Below are 16,847 nucleotides of genomic sequence, written 5' to 3' on the forward strand. Positions count from 1 at the left end.
AAAAAAGGAGCTGTCCCATGCAACATTTTGAACCCGATACCCTGGTACGCAACCCCGTGGGCAACCCTGTGGTCGCCAGCGTCACGGTCAATGGCGACGCGCGCAGCGTGTGGAATATCGTCGGAGACTTTTCCGGTTTCGCCAAATTCATCCCGGCGTTGTCCCACATCGAAATGACCGGGGAGGGCGTGCGCTCGGTACGCAAGAAGCTGTTCAAGGACGGCAATGTGGTGATCGAGCAACTCAACAGCCATGATAACGAAGGCATGACCATGACCTGGTCGCTGATCTACACCTCGCTGAATATCGGCAACCTGTGGGCCGTCATGCAAGTGGAGCCGCAAGGTGCGAATCAAAGCCTGGCGACCTGGACCATCATTGGCCAGCCCTATACCGGCGGCCCGGAGGACGTACCGGCGTTCGAGGCATTCCTGCAAGGGTTTGCCGATGATGCGATGAGCAACGTGCAGAAGTTGTTTGCCTGACGCTTCAGGTGTACCGCCCTGTGAGTACCGTTGGATCAGCGGTACTCACAGGGCTTTGAACCCGCCGTACTCCCCCCGCAAAATGCCCGCGCACTGCCAGATTAGGCTTTTGAATCCATTCGATATTCTGTAGCCTTGCGCAGCTTCAGCTTTACCCGTGCTTGATGAACACACACTTCGTCCGGCGGCGCCCGAAGGGCTCCAGAGCCGGTGGTACACTCGACTTTCGCGCTACTGCGCCTGCAGGTCTTGCGAACATGACCCATATTTCCGAACGCCTACTGGTTCAAGCCCATCTCGACGCCAAGCAGCCCAAGGCCCTCAGCGCCAGTGAAGAGGCGAGCCTGCGTGCCGCCATCGCCGCCGAGCTCAAAGCGCAAGACGCGGTGCTGGTCGCCCACTTCTACTGCGACCCGGTGATTCAGGCGCTGGCCGAAGAGACCGGCGGTTGTGTTTCTGACTCCCTGGAAATGGCGCGCTTCGGCGCCGCGCACCCAGCCAAAACCGTGCTGGTGGCGGGGGTACGGTTCATGGGCGAAACCGCGAAAATCCTGACCCCGGAAAAACGTATCCTGATGCCGACCCTGGAAGCCACCTGCTCCCTGGACCTGGGTTGCCCGGTGGACGAATTTTCCGCGTTCTGTGACCAGCACCCCGAGCGCACGGTGGTGGTCTACGCCAATACCTCGGCGGCAGTCAAAGCCCGCGCCGATTGGGTGGTGACGTCCAGTTGCGCGCTGGAGATCGTCGAAAGCCTGATGGACAACGGCGAGACGATTATCTGGGGCCCGGACAAGCACCTGGGCACCTACATCCAGCGCCAGACCGGCGCCGATATGCTGCTGTGGGACGGTGCCTGCATTGTCCACGAAGAGTTCAAGTCCAAGCAGCTTGAGGACATGAAGGCGCTGTATCCGGACGCGGCGATCCTGGTGCACCCGGAATCGCCGACTTCGGTGATCGAGCTGGCGGACGCCGTCGGTTCCACCAGCCAGTTGATTGCGGCAGCGCAGCGCCTGCCGAACAAGACGTTCATTGTCGCCACCGACCGCGGCATCTTCTACAAGATGCAGCAGCTGTGCCCGGACAAAGTCTTCATCGAAGCGCCTACCGCCGGCAACGGCGCCGCGTGCCGCAGTTGCGCGCACTGCCCGTGGATGGCGATGAATACGCTGGAACGTACGTTGCAGTGCCTGCGCGAGGGCAGTAACGAGATATTCGTCGAGCCGTCGGTGATCCCGCAGGCGGTGCGGCCGCTCAAGCGCATGTTGGATTTCACCCAGGCTGCAAGGCTCAAGCTCGCCGGCAACGCCTGATTCAAGACTGCCTGGGTAAAAACTGTGGGAGGGGGCTTGCCCCCGATGGCGGTGTGACAGTCACCCTGTATGTTGACTGATCCACCGCTATCGGGGGCAAGCCCCCTCCCACATTTGGATCTGCACTATCCTGCGATTACTTTTTTTGCTTCGGGATCCGTACCAGTTGCGTGTCCGAATAGATGTCATGCCAGCTGCGCTTTTGCTTGTCGAACAGCGACCAGATAAACCCCAGCCCCACGCACAACCACGACGCAATCGACACCACAAAGCGCAACAGCGCCTGCCACAGGCTGATGCGCGTGCCGTCGGCGTTCTGCACGCGTACGCCCCACACCTGCATGCCCAGGGTCTGCCCGGAATGGGTCCAGAACTTGGCGAAAAAACCGAACAGCACAAATAGCAGGATCGTCGACAGCAATGGGTCACCGTCCAGTGCGCCGGACTCGGTGAGTGTGCGCATCTTCGCTTCACCCACGAAGGCGATCCACACCAGCTTGTAGATAAAGGCGGTGACGATCAGCAGGGCGGTGCACAACAGGAAATCATAGAACATCGCTGCCAGGCGGCGGCCCAGGCCAACGGCGGGGAACTCGCCTTGGGGGCGCAACAGGGGCTTGGGCATGGCAGGGCTCTCTGGTGAAAACGTGCAGTTTACGCAATGGCGCCCATAAAAAAGCCCCTGATGTCATATCAGGGGCTTTTTGTCGCAGGAAGGATCAGCCTTCTGCTTGTACTTCGTCAGCCTGCAGGCCTTTCTGGCCTTGCACTGACACGAAGGTGACCTTCTGGCCTTCCTTCAGGCTCTTGAAGCCGTTGCCCTGGATAGCGCGGAAATGCACGAACAGATCCGGACCGCTTTCTGGAGTGATAAAACCAAACCCTTTCTCGTCGTTGAACCACTTGACGGTACCGCTCTGACGATCAGCCATTTTCTTCTTTCCTTTGACGCTAAAAATTAATGACAGCCTCTTTCACACGAAAGAGTACTGGGCTGGGTTGCAGGAAAGTAAGAGACGTCGAACGGGTTGTAGCGTTACTACTTCAGCTACTGCCCAGGTCCAGGTTCCAAGCGACCCATGCAAACACAGTGGGCAAACTCTACGCCAACTAATATGGAAAAAACAAGCCCTGCCAGAAAGCCCGGTTTTGCTCGGGCTGATGACAGTTTGGTGAATAAATTCACGCCGGCTTATTCGATAGGCGTGCTCACTTGTTATAGGGTAATTCCCATAACAAAGACTATCGCTTGTGCACTGTTATATGGCGGCTGCGTTACAGTTTAGTGCACGTAACGCAGCCGCGTTACTTATGGAAACGATCTATCAGCCACGGAAGTAACGTTGCGGTACAAATGGCATTTTACTTACACGTAATGGCACCTTTTTCCCACGCACCAGCGCAGAAACCTCGGTATCCAGTGCGGTAAAGGCGCTGTCCAGGTAACCCATCGCCAACGGTCCGCCCAGAGAGGGACCAAAGCCACCGCTGCACACGCTGCCAATCACCGCGCCCTCTGCGTCGACGATTTCAGCGCCTTCACGTACCGGAGTGCGCTCCTGGGGCAACAGGCCGACGCGTTTGCGGCTCACGCCGGTTTGCTGCTGGGTGAAGATTCGGTCTGCACCGGGGAAGCCGCCGGCACGCGCGCCATCGGCACGGCGCGCTTTGGAAATCGCCCACAGCAGGCTGGCTTCGATTGGGGTGGTCTCGGTGTCCATGTCATGCCCGTACAGGCACAGGCCGGCCTCAAGGCGCAGGGAGTCGCGCGCACCCAGGCCGATCGCCTGCACTTCGGCTTCGGCCAGCAGGCTGCGGGCAAGGCTCTCGGCATTTTCAGCCGGTACGGAAATTTCGAAACCGTCTTCACCGGTATAGCCGGAGCGGCTGACGTAGCAGTCCACTCCCAGCAGGCGCAGGGTGGCGAATTGCATGAACGTCATCTGGGTGACTTGCGGTGCCAGGCGCGCCAGCACCTTCACCGCCGCCGGGCCTTGCAGGGCCAGCAATGCGCGAGCTTCGAACAACGGTTCGATGCTGCACTGGTCGCCGATGTGCTGGCGCAGGTGCGCCAGGTCCTGGTCCTTGCAGGCGGCATTGACCACCAGGAACAGTTCGTCGTTGCCCAGGTTGGCCACCATCAGGTCGTCGAGGATGCCGCCCTGCTCGTTGGTGAACATCGCGTAGCGCTGCATGCCTACCGGCAGGTCGATGATGTCGACCGGCACCAGGGTTTCAAGGGCTTTGGCGGCATTGGCACCGGTCAGGCGGATCTGGCCCATGTGCGACACATCGAACAGGCCGGCCTGTTCACGGGTGTGCAGGTGCTCTTTCATGACGCCCAGCGGGTATTGCACCGGCATGTCGTAGCCGGCGAAGGGCACCATGCGCGCGCCCAGCTCGAGATGCAGGGCGTGCAACGGGGTTTTCAACAGGGTTTCGGTGGACATGTTCAGCTCCTGAAACTTATTTTTCGAGGCCGACTCGGTCAAGTGTGGGAGGGAGCAAGCCCCCTCCCAGATTTTTTGACCCCTTTCAGTCAGGCGGGTTAGGCGTAGCTCTCGATTGACGGGCACGCACACACCAGGTTGCGATCGCCAAACACGTTGTCGACCCGGCCCACCGGCGGCCAGTACTTGCCTTCGATCAGCGAGGCTACCGGGTACACCGCCTGTTCACGGCTGTACGGGTGCGTCCACTCGCCCACCAGTTCCGCTGCGGTATGCGGGGCGTTCTTGAGGGGGTTGTCGTCCTTGTCCAGGGTGCCGTTTTCCACGGCGCGAATCTCTTCGCGAATGGCGATCATGGCCTCGCAGAAGCGGTCCAGTTCTTCCCTGGATTCGCTTTCGGTCGGCTCGATCATCAAGGTGCCGGCCACCGGGAACGACATGGTCGGCGCATGGAAGCCGAAGTCGATCAGGCGCTTGGCCACGTCGTCCACGCTGATGCCGCTGCTGTCCTTGAGCGGGCGCAGATCGAGGATGCATTCGTGGGCGACCAGGCCGTTGCTGCCGGTGTACAGCACCGGGTAGTGCTCTTCCAGGCGACGGGAGATGTAGTTGGCATTCAGGATCGCCAACTGCGACGCGCGCTTGAGGCCCGCGCCGCCCATCATGCTGATGTACATCCAGGTGATCGGCAAAATGCTTGCGCTGCCGAACGGTGCGGCACACACCGCGCCTTCCTTGCGCTCCATGGCCGCATGGCCTGGCAGGAAGGGCGTGAGGTGCGACTTGACGCCAATCGGGCCAACGCCCGGGCCGCCACCGCCGTGGGGAATGCAGAAGGTTTTGTGCAGGTTCAGGTGGGAGACGTCGCCGCCGAACTTGCCCGGTGCGCACAGGCCCACCATGGCGTTCATGTTGGCGCCGTCGATGTACACCTGGCCGCCGTTGTCGTGGATGATCGCGCAGATGTCGCGAATGCCTTCCTCGAACACACCGTGGGTAGACGGGTAGGTGATCATCAGCGCAGCGAGGTGCTCGCGGTGCTCGATGGCCTTGGCGCGCAGGTCCTCGATGTCGACGTTGCCCCGTGCGTCGCAGGCGGTGACCACCACGCGCATGCCGGCCATGTTGGCGGTCGCCGGGTTGGTGCCGTGGGCCGACGATGGGATCAGGCAGATGTCGCGACGCGCTTCGCCACGGCTCTGGTGGTAGGCGCGGATCGCCAGGAGGCCGGCGTATTCACCCTGGGAACCGGCGTTCGGTTGCAGGGAAATGGCGTCGTAACCGGTGGCCGCGCAGAGCATGGCCTCCAGCTCGCTGGTCAGTTGTTGATAGCCGGCGCTTTGTGCGGCCGGGGCGAACGGGTGCAGGGCACCGAATTCGGCCCAGGTCACCGGGATCATTTCGCTGGCGGCGTTGAGTTTCATGGTGCACGAACCCAGCGGGATCATGGTGCGGTCCAGCGCCAGGTCCTTGTCGGCCAGTTTGCGCAGGTAGCGCATCAGCTCGGTTTCCGAATGGTAACGGTTGAACACCGGGTGGCTGAGGATCGGCGACTGGCGCAGCAGGGCGCTCGGCAGGGTGATTTGGGTGGCGGCAAAGGCGGGCAGGGCCTTGCCGTCGGCGAAGATGGTCCACAGGGCTTCGATATCGGCCTGGGTGGTGGTCTCGTCGATCGACAGGCCAACGCGCTCGCCGTCCACTACGCGCAGGTTGATGCGCTGGGTGCGTGCCTTGTCGTGCAGGGCGGCGGTGTTTGCGCCGGTGTTGAGGGTGATCGTGTCGAAGAAGTGTTCCTGCTCGACCTTCAGGCCCAGGGCGGTCAGGCCCTTGGCCAAGATCGCGGTCAGTTGGTGAATGCGCTGGGCGATCTGGGTCAGGCCTTCAGGGCCGTGGTAAACGGCGTACATGCTGGCGATGTTGGCCAGCAGCACTTGGGCGGTGCAGATGTTGCTGGTGGCTTTCTCGCGGCGGATATGTTGCTCGCGGGTCTGCATGGCCAGGCGCAGGGCCGGCTTGCCGAAACGGTCCACCGACACACCGACCAGACGGCCTGGCATGTCGCGCTTGAACGCATCCTTGGTGGAGAAGTACGCCGCATGCGGGCCGCCAAAGCCCAACGGCACGCCGAAGCGTTGCGCGCTGCCGATGGCCACGTCGGCGCCGAACTCGCCCGGCGGGGTCAGCAGGGTCAGGGCCAGCAGGTCGGCGGCCACGGCGACCAGCGCATTGGCGGCGTGGAAGCGCTCGGTCAACTCGCGATAATCGAACACATCACCGTTGCTCGCCGGGTATTGCAGCAGGGCGCCGAAGAATGCGCTGACGTCGCTCAGTTCGCGCTCATCGCCCACTACCACGTCGATGCCCAGCGGCTCGGCGCGGGTGCGCAGAACGTCGAGGGTTTGCGGGTGGCTGTGCACCGAGGCGAAGAACGCGTTGCTGCCTTTGTTCTTGCTCAGGCGCTTGCAGAAGGTCATGGCTTCGGCGGCGGCGGTGGCTTCGTCGAGCAAGGAGGCGTTGGCGATCGGCAGACCGGTGAGGTCGCTGATCAGGGTCTGGAAGTTCAGCAGCGCTTCCAGGCGGCCCTGGGAAATTTCCGGCTGGTACGGGGTGTAGGCGGTGTACCAGGCCGGGTTTTCCAGGAGGTTACGCAGGATCGGCGATGGCGTATGGCAGTTGTAGTAGCCCTGGCCGATATAGGTCTTGAACAGTTGGTTCTGGCCGGCGATGGTCTTGATCCTGGCCAGGGCCTGGGCTTCGCTCAGGCCGTCTTCCAGGCCGAGCACGCTGGTGCCCTTGATGCTTTCCGGGATCACGCTGGCGCTCAGGGCTTCGAGGGAGTCAAAACCCAGGCTGGCGAGCATCTGCTGCTCGTCTTCCTGGCGCGGGCCGATGTGGCGGGCGATGAATTCGTTGGCGGTGGTCAGATTAACGGTCATGGCGCGCTCCTCAGGCTTCAGCGTTGGCTTTGATCAGGCGGTCGTACGCATCCTGATCCAACAGCTTAGCCACTGCATCGGCGTCGGCTGGTTTAAAGCGGAAGAACCAACCTTCGCCCATCGGGTCTTCGTTGACCAGTTCGGGGCTGCCATCGAGTTTGTCATTCACTTCGAGGACTTCACCGTCCAGGGGCATATACACACCGCTGGCGGCCTTGACCGATTCCACGGTGGACGCTTCGGCGCCCTTGTCGTAGGCCTGCAGCTCAGGCAGTTGCACGAAAACCACATCACCCAGCGCGTTCTGCGCAAAAGCGGTAATGCCCACGGTGACGCTGCCATCGGCTTCGGCGCGCAGCCATTCGTGATCTTCAGTGAAACGCAACTCGCTCATGGAAACTCCTCAGGGCCAGATTCGTCTGGTGGACGGGATTGGGATAATGGGGAGTTGCTTAGCAATATCGCGGCCAAGGTTATTAAAGTGTTACAAAACAATGGGTTATCAAAATTGGTGGTGATGCTATGGGTTTTGGCTGTAGCGATTTCGCTACAGTTCGGCCTGAGAAAAAAAGACTATGTGGATCAAAGCCTTGCATGGCGCGCGAAAAGCAGGGTTGTAGCGATATCGTTACGCTGTAGCGCTTTCAGTACACAGAATGTCGTTCTCAGACCAAAAATTGGCAATACATTCCAAATGTGGGAGGGGGCTTGCCCCCGATTGCGGTGGATCAGCAATGGATGAGTTGACTGACACAATGCTATCGGGGGCAAGCCCCCTCCCACATGGGTTTGTATTCCACATTTAAATCTGCTGACTTTTGGAGCTAGGGCTTGTTTGGAATGCCGTACTTGCGCAAACGATGGGCAATCGCGGTATGGGAGGTTTGCAGACGGCTGGCCAGTTGGCGGGTCGAGGGGTAGCTGGTGTAGAGCTTTTCCAGCAGGTCGCGCTCGAAGTGTTCCACCGCTTGTTCCAGGCTGTCGATTTCGCCGTCGCTCTGGCGGGCGACGGACGTGCCGGCGATGTCGAGGTCGCCGATATCCACCAGGCTGCTTTCACAGATGGCGGCGGCGCGGAAGATCACGTTTTGCAACTGGCGCACGTTGCCCGGCCAACGGTTGCCCAGCAGCGCCGGGTAGGTGCCGGGCGCCAGGCGGCAGACGGGGCGCTGGATCTGCGCGCAGGCCTGCTGCATGAAGTAGCGCGCCAGCAGCAGGATGTCCTGGCCGCGTGCGCGCAACGGCGGTACTTCAACGTTGAGTACGTTGAGGCGGTAGAACAGGTCTTCGCGAAAGGTGCCTTCGCTGACCATCTTTTCCAGGTCGCGGTGGGTGGCGCTGAGGATGCGCACATTGACCTTCACTTCGCGGTCGCCGCCCACCCGGCGAAAGCTGCCGTCGTTGAGAAAGCGCAGCAACTTGGCCTGCAGGTACGGCGACATTTCGCCGATTTCATCGAGGAACACCGTGCCCTGGTTGGCCAACTCCATCAGCCCCGGCTTGCCGCCGCGCTGGGCGCCGGTAAAGGCCCCGGGGGCATACCCGAACAATTCACTCTCGGCGAGATTCTCCGGCAGTGCGGCACAGTTCAGTGCCAGGAACGGTGCACTGTGACGGGCGCTGATCGCATGGCAGGCACGCGCCACCAGCTCTTTGCCGGTGCCGGTTTCGCCCTGGATCAACAGCGGGGCATCCAGCGCCGCCACGCGTTGCGCGCGCGCCTTCAAGGTGCGGATGACCGGGGATTCGCCCAACAGCGCGTCGAAACCTTCGGCATGGTCGTGGTGCAGCGCCGACAGTTGCTCGCCGATGCGGTTGGGCGGGTAGAGGGTGAGCAGGGCGCCGGCATCGGTGATCGGCGTGGCGTCCAGCAACAGGGTCTGGCCGTTGACGCTGATCTCGCGCAACGGCAGGCGAAAGCCATGTTCCAGCAAGGTGTCCAACAGCCCTGGGTCGCTGAACAGCTCGGCGATGCTTTCCCCGGCCGGTTCCCGCCCGTAGAGGGCGATCAACGCCGGGTTGGCCAACAGGATCGTGCCCGCGCTGTCCAGGGCCAGCACCGGGTCGGTCATCGCCGCCAGCAGCGCGTCGAGTTGCAGGTGGCGGCGCTGGCCGGGAAGGATGTCGACCACCGTCACCGCCTGTACGCCCTGCACGCTGAACAACGCATCGCGCAGTTCCTCGAGCACCTCGGCGCTCAAGGTCGGTGCGTCGATATAGACGTTGGGCGGCACCATCTCCACCGCATCCAGGTTGAGGTTGCGCCCACCCAGCAGGGCCAGGACTTCCTGGGTGATGCCGACGCGGTCGATGAAGCTGACGTGGATACGCATGGGGCGATTGGCAATTCTGGAGAGCAGAGGCGGCAAGTATGCCTTGGCGCGGGGCGCAGGTGAAATCTGACAACTGATGGAGATCAAATGTGGGAGGGGGCTTGCCCCCGATGCGGTGTGTCAGCTACAGACTTGTTGGCTGATTCACTGCCATCGGGGGCAAGCCCCCTCCCACATTCTGCACAGTGTTGTGTCAGTGCAGCGGGGTTACTCCAGGTGTTCGGGCTTGACCGGGTCGCCGGATTTCACATCCAGCTGATGGCGCACATCTTCGAACATCAAGTCGTACTGCTTGTGCATCGACCCGTTCAACACTGCGACTTTCGGCATGCCGTATTTCTGCGCGATGTTCATCGCATGCCGGGCAAAGTCGAACGTCTGGTCCTTGGGCAGGAAGAACTCTTCCTTGAGGTCCTTGCCCTGCACCGAACCGTGCAGCTTGAACAACATGCCCTTGCCTTCCTTGGGGTCCTGGCTGACTTCATAGTCGATGCACAGGTTGTAGCTGTAGTCATGCTCGTTGAGTGCGTGACGTTCGACGTGCAAGTGTCCCGGTTCAAAGGTAGCCATAGGCAAATCTCCTCTACTTCACAGATAGGTGATGCCAGGTGTCGCCGTGCTGATGCGGGTGCCGGCGTGGCCCTGGACGATGGCTTCGATGTCCGAGAGTGAACCGATCACGGCGGTTTTGCCAGTCTGACGGGCGAACTCGCAGGCCGCTTGCACCTTGGGCCCCATGGAGCCGGCGGCGAAGCCGAGTTTTTCCATTTCGTCCGGGTGGGCGTGGCCGATGGCCTTCTGGGTGGGCTTGCCGTAGTCGATAAAGGCGGCGTTGACGTCGGTGGCGATCACCAGCAGGTCGGCGTCCAGTTGCGAAGCCAGCAAGGATGAACACAAGTCTTTATCAATCACGGCTTCAATACCGCGCAGCTTGCCGTCTTCGCCATACATCGTCGGAATGCCGCCGCCGCCGGCGCAGATCACGATGGCGTTTTTTTCCAGCAGCCACTTGATCGGGCGGATTTCAAAGATGCGTTTCGGGCGGGGGCTGGCCACCACACGGCGGTATTTGTCGCCATCCGGGGCAATCGCCCAGCCTTTTTCAGCGGCGAGTTTTTCGGCTTCGGCTTTGGTATACACCGGGCCGATGGGCTTGGTCGGGTTCTGGAAGGCCGGGTCCCTGGCGTCCACTTCAACCTGGGTAAGCAGGGTGGCGAAGGGCACTTCGAAGTCCAGCAGGTTGCCCAGCTCCTGTTCGATGATGTAGCCGATCATGCCTTCGGTTTCGGCGCCCAGCACGTCCAGCGGGTAGGGCGAGACGCTGGTGTAGGCCGCCGCCTGCAACGACAGCAGGCCGACTTGCGGGCCATTGCCGTGGGCGATCACCAGCTCGTTGCCGGCGTGGATCTTGGCGATCTGTTCGGTGGCGATGCGGATATTGGCGCGTTGGTTGTCCGCGGTCATGGGTTCACCACGGCGCAGGAGGGCGTTGCCGCCCAGGGCTACGACGATGCGCATAATGCAATCCTTCTAGAGCTCGCAATCCTGTGTAGGAGCGAGCTTGCTCGCGAAGGAGGTCAACGATAACGCGCCCATTCTGAATGAACGCGGTGCCCTTGAGTTTTTCGCGAGCAAGCTCGCTCCTACAGTGTGATCGCAGCAGGGTTTAGATATCCGCCAACGCCGACACCAGGATCGCCTTGATGGTGTGCATGCGGTTTTCCGCCTGCTCAAAGGCAATGTTGGCCGGCGATTCGAAGACTTCCTCGGTCACTTCCACGCCATTGGCCAAGTGCGGATAGCGTGCGGCGATGTCCTTGCCGACCTTGGTTTCGCTGTTGTGGAACGCCGGCAGGCAGTGCATGAACTTCACCCGTGGGTTGCCCGAGGCCTTCATCATCTTGGCGTTGACCTGGTACGGCAGCAGTTGCTCGATACGCTCGTCCCAGGCTTCCACCGGTTCGCCCATGGACACCCAGATATCGGTGTGGATGAAGTCCACGCCCTTGACCGCTTCGGTCGGGTCTTCGGTGATGGTGATGCGTGCGCCGCTTTCTTCAGCGAAGGCCTGGCACTGCTTGATGAAGTCGTCGTGTGGCCACAGCGCTTTTGGCGCACCGATGCGCACGTCCATGCCGAGCTTGGCGCCGATCATCAGCAACGAGTTGCCCATGTTGTAGCGCGCATCCCCGAGGTAGGCGTAGCTGATGTCATGCAGCGGCTTGTCGCTGTGCTCGCGCATGGTCAGGGTGTCGGCGATCATTTGCGTGGGGTGGAATTCGGCAGTGAGACCGTTGAACACCGGCACGCCGGCGAACTTGGCCAGCTCTTCGACGATTTCCTGCGCAAAGCCACGGTACTCGATGGCGTCGAACATGCGGCCCAGTACACGGGCCGTATCTTTCATGCTTTCCTTGTGGCCGATCTGCGACGACACCGGGTCGATGTAGGTGACGTGGGCGCCCTGGTCATGAGCCGCCACTTCGAACGCGCAACGGGTGCGGGTCGAGGTTTTTTCAAAGATCAGCGCGATGTTCTTGCCTTTGAGGTGTGCACGCTCGGTGCCGGTGTACTTGGCGCGCTTGAGGTCGCGGGACAGGTCCAGCAGGTAGTTCAACTCGCGGGTGGTGTGGTGCATCAGCGACAGCAGGCTGCGGTTGCGCATATTGAAAGCCATGATGGAATCTCCTTAATAGTCGATAGGGTCGCGGATGATCGGGCAGGTCATGCAGTGGCCGCCGCCACGGCCTCGGCCCAGTTCACCGGCGCTGATGGTGATGACTTCCACCCCGGCCTTGCGCAGCAGGGTATTGGTGTAGGTGTTGCGGTCGTAGCCGATCACCACGCCAGGTTCCACGGCCACCACGTTGTTGCCGTCATCCCACTGCTCGCGTTCGGCGGCGAAGCTGTTGCCGCCGGTCTCGACCACACGCAGGGCCTTGAGGTTGAGCGCTGCGGCGACGGTCTCGAGGAAGTTGGTTTTCTCGCGTTGGATATCGATACCGTGCGGCTTGCTCTCGTCAGGGCGCAGGGTGAAGGGCACGATCTGGTTGACCACTTCGGGGAAGACGGTGACCAGGTCGCGGTCGCAGAAGCTGAACACCGTGTCCAGGTGCATCGCCGCGCGGGATTTGGGCAGGCCGGCGACGATCACCCGTTCCACCGCGTTGTTCTTGAACAGATTGCGCGCCAGTTGGCCGATGGCCTGGTGCGACGAGCGTTCGCCCATGCCGATCAACACCACGCCGTTGCCGATTGGCATCACGTCACCGCCTTCCAGCGTGGCGGCGCCGTGGTCCTGGTCGGGGTCGCCGTACCAGATCTGGAAGTCGGCGTTGGTGAATTCCGGGTGGAACTTATAGATGGCGCTGGCCAGCAGGGTTTCCTGGCGTCGCGCCGGCCAGTACATCGGGTTGAGCGTCACGCCGCCGTAGATCCAGCAGGTGGTGTCGCGGGTGAACTGGGTATTGGGCAGCGGCGGCAGGATGAAACTGGCGTGGCCGAGGAAGTCGCGGAACATCTCGATGGTCCTGCCACCGAAGCTGCTCGGCAGATCATCGGCCGACACGCCACCGATCAGGAACTCGGTGATCTTGCGCGGCTCCAGGCTGCGCAGCCAGGAACCGACCTCTTCGACCAGGCCCAGGCCAACCGTATTGGCGGTGATCTTGCGCTGCAGAATCCAGTCCAGCGCTTCGGGGATGGCGACGATGTCGGTCAGCAGGTTGTGCATTTCCAGCACATCAATGTCCCGCTCGCGCATCTTGGTGACGAAGTCGAAGTGGTCGCGTTTGGCCTGGGCCACCCAGAGCACGTCATCGAACAGCAGTTCGTCGCAGTTGTTGGGGGTCAGCCGCTGATGGGCCAGGCCTGGGGAGCACACCATGACTTTGCGCAGTTTGCCGGCTTCGGAATGGACGCCGTATTTCACTTTTTCCGTGGTCATTACAGATCCTCCAGTGAACAACAATTACAGGGTCAGGAAGCCGTCGTAGAGCCCATAGGCCGCCACCAGGGCGCCAATGACCACTGCGGTGAAAATCAGCTTCTCGACGTTGGTGAATATCGGTTTGCCCAGCTCACGCTTGGCCTTGGCGAACAGGATCGCGCCGGGGGCGTAGAGCAGGGCCGAAAGCAGCAGGTATTTGGTGCCGCCGGCGTAGAGCAGCCAGATCGCATAGATCAGCGCGAGGGCGCCGATGAACAGGTCTTTGCGTCGCTCTTTGAAGGCGTTCTCGTAGGTTTCGCCGCGTACCGCCAGCAGCAGGGCGTAGGCCGCCGACCACAGGTAGGGCACCAGGATCATCGAGGTGGCGAGGTAGATCAGCGACAGGTAAGTGCTGGCGGAAAACAGCGTGATGATCAGGAACAGTTGCACCATCGCGTTGGTCAGCCACAGGGCGTTGACCGGCACGTGGTTGGCGTTTTCGCGGCGCAGAAACGCCGGCATGGTGTGGTCCTTGGCGGCGGCGAACATGATCTCCGCACACAGCAGCACCCATGACAGCAACGCGCCCAGCAGGGAAATGATCAAGCCGACGCTGATCAGCACCGCGCCCCAGTGGCCCACCACATGCTCCAGCACGGCGGCCATCGACGGGTTCTGCAGCTTGGCCAGTTCCGGCTGGGTCATGATCCCCAGGGACAGCACGTTCACCAGCATCAGGAACAGCAGCACGGTGATAAAACCGATCACGGTGGCCTTGCCGACGTCGCTGCGTTTTTCCGCCCGGGACGAGAAGATGCTCGCGCCCTCGATACCGATGAACACCCACACGGTGACCAGCATCATGTTGCGCACCTGGTTCATCACGCTGCCCAGGTCCGGGTTTTTCACGCCCCAGATGTCAGCGGTGAAGATGTCCAGCTTGAACGCGAACAGCGCGATCAACACGAACAGCACCAGTGGCACCACCTTGGCGACGGTGGTCACCAGATTGATGAACGCCGCTTCCTTGATCCCGCGCAGCACCAGGAAATGCACGGCCCACAGCAACACCGACGCGCCAATCACGGCGGCGAGGGTGTTGCCTTCGCCAAAGATCGGGAAAAAGTAACCGAGGGTGCTGAACAGCAGTACGAAGTACCCGACGTTGCCCAGCCAGGCACTGATCCAGTAACCCCAGGCGGACGAGAACCCCATGTAGTCGCCGAAGCCGGCCTTGGCGTAGGCGTAGACACCGCCGTCCAGGTTTGGCTTGCGGTTGGCGAGGGTCTGGAACACGAAGGCGAGGGTCAACATGCCGATCGCGGTAATCACCCAGCCAATCAATACCGCGCCGACGTCGGCACTGGCGGCCATGTTTTGCGGCAATGAGAAGATCCCACCGCCAATCATCGAGCCCACCACGAGTGCAACCAGTGCGCCAAGCCTTAGTTTTCCGGGTGAATCAGACATTGTGTGACTCCAATGCAGGAGAGAGAGATCACAGAATAATTCCGTGGGCTAATCAAATAGCTGACTCATATCGCTTCATTGGCACATTCCATTGTAAATTAATGACTTGGCATGGAAGTTCGTGGGACGATGAAAATCCCGAAGAAGCGCTTTGCAGAGCGCTTCTTGCGTGTTGATTAATCATTTGGTGTGGCGTGGATGTATGACGCTAGTTCGTATTCGCGAATGTGCAAACTTCTTAATGAAGTTTGACGACTGCGTCATGTCGCGCTTATTTAAATTCTAAATACGCCTGAACTTGCTGTGTTTACATGCCTTTATGTTATGAGTGCGCTGCATGCATTAATTGAATTGATAGTGTGCCCAAGTGTCTGCTGAGAAACTTATTCGAGGAACTTCAATGTCCCAGCCCGCGCAGAAACTTCGGCTCGGTGCCCTGATCGCCTTGGTGGTGGGTTCGATGATCGGCGGTGGGATCTTTTCCCTGCCGCAGAACATGGCCGCACGCGCTGGCGTGGGCGCTGTGCTGATCGGCTGGGCGATCACCGCGGTCGGCATGCTGACCCTGGCCTTCGTATTCCAGACCCTGGCCAACCGCAAGCCGGAACTGGATTCCGGCGTGTACGCCTACGCCAAGGCCGGGTTTGGCGACTACATGGGGTTTTCGTCCGCCTGGGGTTACTGGATCAGCGCGTGGATGGGCAACGTCGGGTACTTCGTGTTGCTGTTCAGCACCCTCGGCTACTTTTTCCCGGTGTTCGGCCAGGGTAATACGCCGCTGGCCATCGGCTGTGCATCCGTGTTGCTGTGGGCCGTGCATTTTCTGGTGATGCGCGGGATCAAGGAGGCGGCGTTCATCAACCAGGTCACCACGGTGGCGAAAATTGTGCCGCTGCTGATGTTTATCGTGATTGCCGCCGTGGCGTTCAAGGCCGACATCTTCAGTCGCGATATCTGGGGCCTGGGCAACCCGCAAATGGGCAGTGTGACGGAGCAGGTGCGCCACATGATGCTGGTCACGGTGTTTGTGTTCATCGGTATTGAAGGTGCCAGCGTCTACTCGGCGCTGGCCGAGAAACGCGCGGACGTGGGCCGTGCCACGGTGATTGGGTTTCTCGGTGTGCTGGCGCTGCTGGTGCTGGTGAATGTGCTGTCCCTGGGGATCATGAGCCAGCCGGAACTGGCGCAATTGCAAAACCCCTCCCTGGCCGGGGTGCTGGAACATATCGTCGGGCCCTGGGGGGCGATATTGATCAGCCTCGGCCTGGCGGTTTCGTTGCTGGGGGCGCTGCTGTCGTGGGCGTTGCTGTGTGGAAATCCTCTACGCCACCGCCCAGGACAAGACCATGCCGGCGTTCCTGAAGAAGGAAAATGCCAACCAGGTGCCGGTCAACGCGCTGTGGCTGACCAACGTGGTGATCCAGGTTTTCCTGGTCATCACGCTGTTTTCAGCCAGTACCTACACCACCCTGATTTACCTGGCATCGTCGATGATTCTGGTGCCGTACCTATGGTCGGCGGCCTATGCGGTGCTGTTGAGCGGGCGTGGGGAAACCTACGAAGGCGCCCAGCGTCGGCGCATCAAGGACTTGCTGGTGGGCCTGATTGCCCTGGCTTACGCCGTATGGCTTTTGTATGCCGGCGGCCTGAAATACCTGCTGCTGTCGGCGCTGTTGTATGCCCCCGGTGTGATTCTGTTCGCCCAGGCCAGGCGCGAGCAGGGCCAGGCGTTGTTCACCCCGGTGGAAAAAGGCATTTTCGGGTGTGTACTGGCAGGCGCCGCAGTGGCGGCCTACGGGCTGTACAGTGGGGTGTTGTCGTTGTGACATGTCGGAAATTGATAGTGGGTGTACTGGCCCCATCGGGGCATAGGTATCTACACAACTCAGCAGCGCCCAACCGTAACCACGATGCGAAGCGAGCCGCTCT

At 60.9% G+C, this 16,847-nt stretch carries 13 protein-coding genes and 1 pseudogene; 3 read left to right on the plus strand and 11 right to left on the minus strand.

Annotated elements, in window-relative coordinates:
- Nucleotides 1-17: 17 nt before the first annotated feature.
- Nucleotides 18-485, plus strand: coding sequence for an SRPBCC family protein (locus BFP90_RS08010; RefSeq protein ID WP_065887615.1), 468 nt, complete (start codon nucleotides 18-20; stop codon nucleotides 483-485).
- A gap of 257 nt (nucleotides 486-742) precedes the next feature.
- Entirely contained in the window at nucleotides 743-1,801 is a 1,059-nt protein-coding gene (gene nadA, locus BFP90_RS08015) for a quinolinate synthase NadA (RefSeq protein ID WP_065895069.1), read from the plus strand.
- A gap of 136 nt (nucleotides 1,802-1,937) precedes the next feature.
- On the opposite strand, the gene BFP90_RS08020 is transcribed toward nadA, so the two are convergent.
- From BFP90_RS08020 to arcD (BFP90_RS08070), 11 genes are all read right to left on the minus strand, one after another.
- The gene (locus BFP90_RS08020; protein ID WP_065887617.1) at nucleotides 1,938-2,426 is read right to left on the minus strand and encodes an RDD family protein; all 489 of its coding nucleotides are present in this window, start codon (nucleotides 2,424-2,426) and stop codon (nucleotides 1,938-1,940) included.
- Nucleotides 2,427-2,520: 94 nt separating this feature from the next.
- Nucleotides 2,521-2,733 (minus strand): cold-shock protein, encoded by a 213-nt coding sequence (locus BFP90_RS08025; protein WP_065887618.1) that lies wholly within the window; start codon nucleotides 2,731-2,733, stop codon nucleotides 2,521-2,523.
- Between the two features lie 393 nt (nucleotides 2,734-3,126).
- Nucleotides 3,127-4,251, minus strand: a complete 1,125-nt coding sequence (gcvT, locus tag BFP90_RS08030; protein WP_065896402.1) for a glycine cleavage system aminomethyltransferase GcvT — start codon at nucleotides 4,249-4,251, stop codon at nucleotides 3,127-3,129.
- 98 nt (nucleotides 4,252-4,349) lie between these two features.
- On the minus strand, nucleotides 4,350-7,187 hold the full coding sequence (gcvP, locus tag BFP90_RS08035) for an aminomethyl-transferring glycine dehydrogenase (protein ID WP_065896403.1): 2,838 nt from the start codon (nucleotides 7,185-7,187) through the stop codon (nucleotides 4,350-4,352).
- A 10-nt stretch (nucleotides 7,188-7,197) separates the two neighbouring features.
- Nucleotides 7,198-7,581 (minus strand): glycine cleavage system protein GcvH, encoded by a 384-nt coding sequence (gene gcvH, locus BFP90_RS08040; RefSeq protein WP_005790845.1) that lies wholly within the window; start codon nucleotides 7,579-7,581, stop codon nucleotides 7,198-7,200.
- Nucleotides 7,582-8,011: 430 nt separating this feature from the next.
- Nucleotides 8,012-9,520 (minus strand): sigma-54-dependent transcriptional regulator, encoded by a 1,509-nt coding sequence (locus BFP90_RS08045; protein ID WP_065887621.1) that lies wholly within the window; start codon nucleotides 9,518-9,520, stop codon nucleotides 8,012-8,014.
- Nucleotides 9,521-9,727: 207 nt separating this feature from the next.
- Nucleotides 9,728-10,090 carry a DUF5064 family protein gene (locus tag BFP90_RS08050; RefSeq protein ID WP_065896404.1) on the minus strand — a complete coding sequence of 121 codons (363 nt, stop codon included), beginning with the start codon at nucleotides 10,088-10,090 and terminating at the stop codon, nucleotides 9,728-9,730.
- An 18-nt stretch (nucleotides 10,091-10,108) separates the two neighbouring features.
- A complete protein-coding gene (arcC, locus tag BFP90_RS08055; RefSeq protein ID WP_065895064.1) occupies nucleotides 10,109-11,038 on the minus strand; it encodes a carbamate kinase in 930 nt (309 codons plus the stop codon).
- A 148-nt stretch (nucleotides 11,039-11,186) separates the two neighbouring features.
- The gene (locus BFP90_RS08060; protein ID WP_065896405.1) at nucleotides 11,187-12,197 is read right to left on the minus strand and encodes an ornithine carbamoyltransferase; all 1,011 of its coding nucleotides are present in this window, start codon (nucleotides 12,195-12,197) and stop codon (nucleotides 11,187-11,189) included.
- Nucleotides 12,198-12,209: 12 nt separating this feature from the next.
- On the minus strand, nucleotides 12,210-13,466 hold the full coding sequence (gene arcA / locus BFP90_RS08065; RefSeq protein WP_065896406.1) for an arginine deiminase: 1,257 nt from the start codon (nucleotides 13,464-13,466) through the stop codon (nucleotides 12,210-12,212).
- Between the two features lie 24 nt (nucleotides 13,467-13,490).
- On the minus strand, nucleotides 13,491-14,918 hold the full coding sequence (gene arcD / locus BFP90_RS08070) for an arginine-ornithine antiporter (RefSeq protein ID WP_065896407.1): 1,428 nt from the start codon (nucleotides 14,916-14,918) through the stop codon (nucleotides 13,491-13,493).
- Between the two features lie 400 nt (nucleotides 14,919-15,318).
- Here arcD (BFP90_RS08070) and arcD (BFP90_RS08075) point away from each other — a divergent pair.
- A pseudogene (arcD, locus tag BFP90_RS08075) lies at nucleotides 15,319-16,744 on the plus strand (arginine-ornithine antiporter).
- Nucleotides 16,745-16,847 lie beyond the last annotated feature (103 nt).

This window comes from Pseudomonas sp. 24 E 13, from assembly GCF_900004715.1.
Taxonomy (GTDB): domain Bacteria; phylum Pseudomonadota; class Gammaproteobacteria; order Pseudomonadales; family Pseudomonadaceae; genus Aquipseudomonas; species Aquipseudomonas orientalis_A.

Bases quoted from the DNA above. Each gene is read 5' to 3' on its own strand.
- BFP90_RS08010 (WP_065887615.1), top strand. From the start codon at position 18: ATGCAACATTTTGAACCCGATACCCTGGTACGCAACCCCGTGGGCAAC.
- nadA (WP_065895069.1), top strand. From the start codon at position 743: ATGACCCATATTTCCGAACGCCTACTGGTTCAAGCCCATCTCGACGCC.
- BFP90_RS08020 (WP_065887617.1), bottom strand. From the start codon at position 2,426: ATGCCCAAGCCCCTGTTGCGCCCCCAAGGCGAGTTCCCCGCCGTTGGC.
- BFP90_RS08025 (WP_065887618.1), bottom strand. From the start codon at position 2,733: ATGGCTGATCGTCAGAGCGGTACCGTCAAGTGGTTCAACGACGAGAAA.
- gcvT (WP_065896402.1), bottom strand. From the start codon at position 4,251: ATGTCCACCGAAACCCTGTTGAAAACCCCGTTGCACGCCCTGCATCTC.
- gcvP (WP_065896403.1), bottom strand. From the start codon at position 7,187: ATGACCGTTAATCTGACCACCGCCAACGAATTCATCGCCCGCCACATC.
- gcvH (WP_005790845.1), bottom strand. From the start codon at position 7,581: ATGAGCGAGTTGCGTTTCACTGAAGATCACGAATGGCTGCGCGCCGAA.
- BFP90_RS08045 (WP_065887621.1), bottom strand. From the start codon at position 9,520: ATGCGTATCCACGTCAGCTTCATCGACCGCGTCGGCATCACCCAGGAA.
- BFP90_RS08050 (WP_065896404.1), bottom strand. From the start codon at position 10,090: ATGGCTACCTTTGAACCGGGACACTTGCACGTCGAACGTCACGCACTC.
- arcC (WP_065895064.1), bottom strand. From the start codon at position 11,038: ATGCGCATCGTCGTAGCCCTGGGCGGCAACGCCCTCCTGCGCCGTGGT.
- BFP90_RS08060 (WP_065896405.1), bottom strand. From the start codon at position 12,197: ATGGCTTTCAATATGCGCAACCGCAGCCTGCTGTCGCTGATGCACCAC.
- arcA (WP_065896406.1), bottom strand. From the start codon at position 13,466: ATGACCACGGAAAAAGTGAAATACGGCGTCCATTCCGAAGCCGGCAAA.
- arcD (WP_065896407.1), bottom strand. From the start codon at position 14,918: ATGTCTGATTCACCCGGAAAACTAAGGCTTGGCGCACTGGTTGCACTC.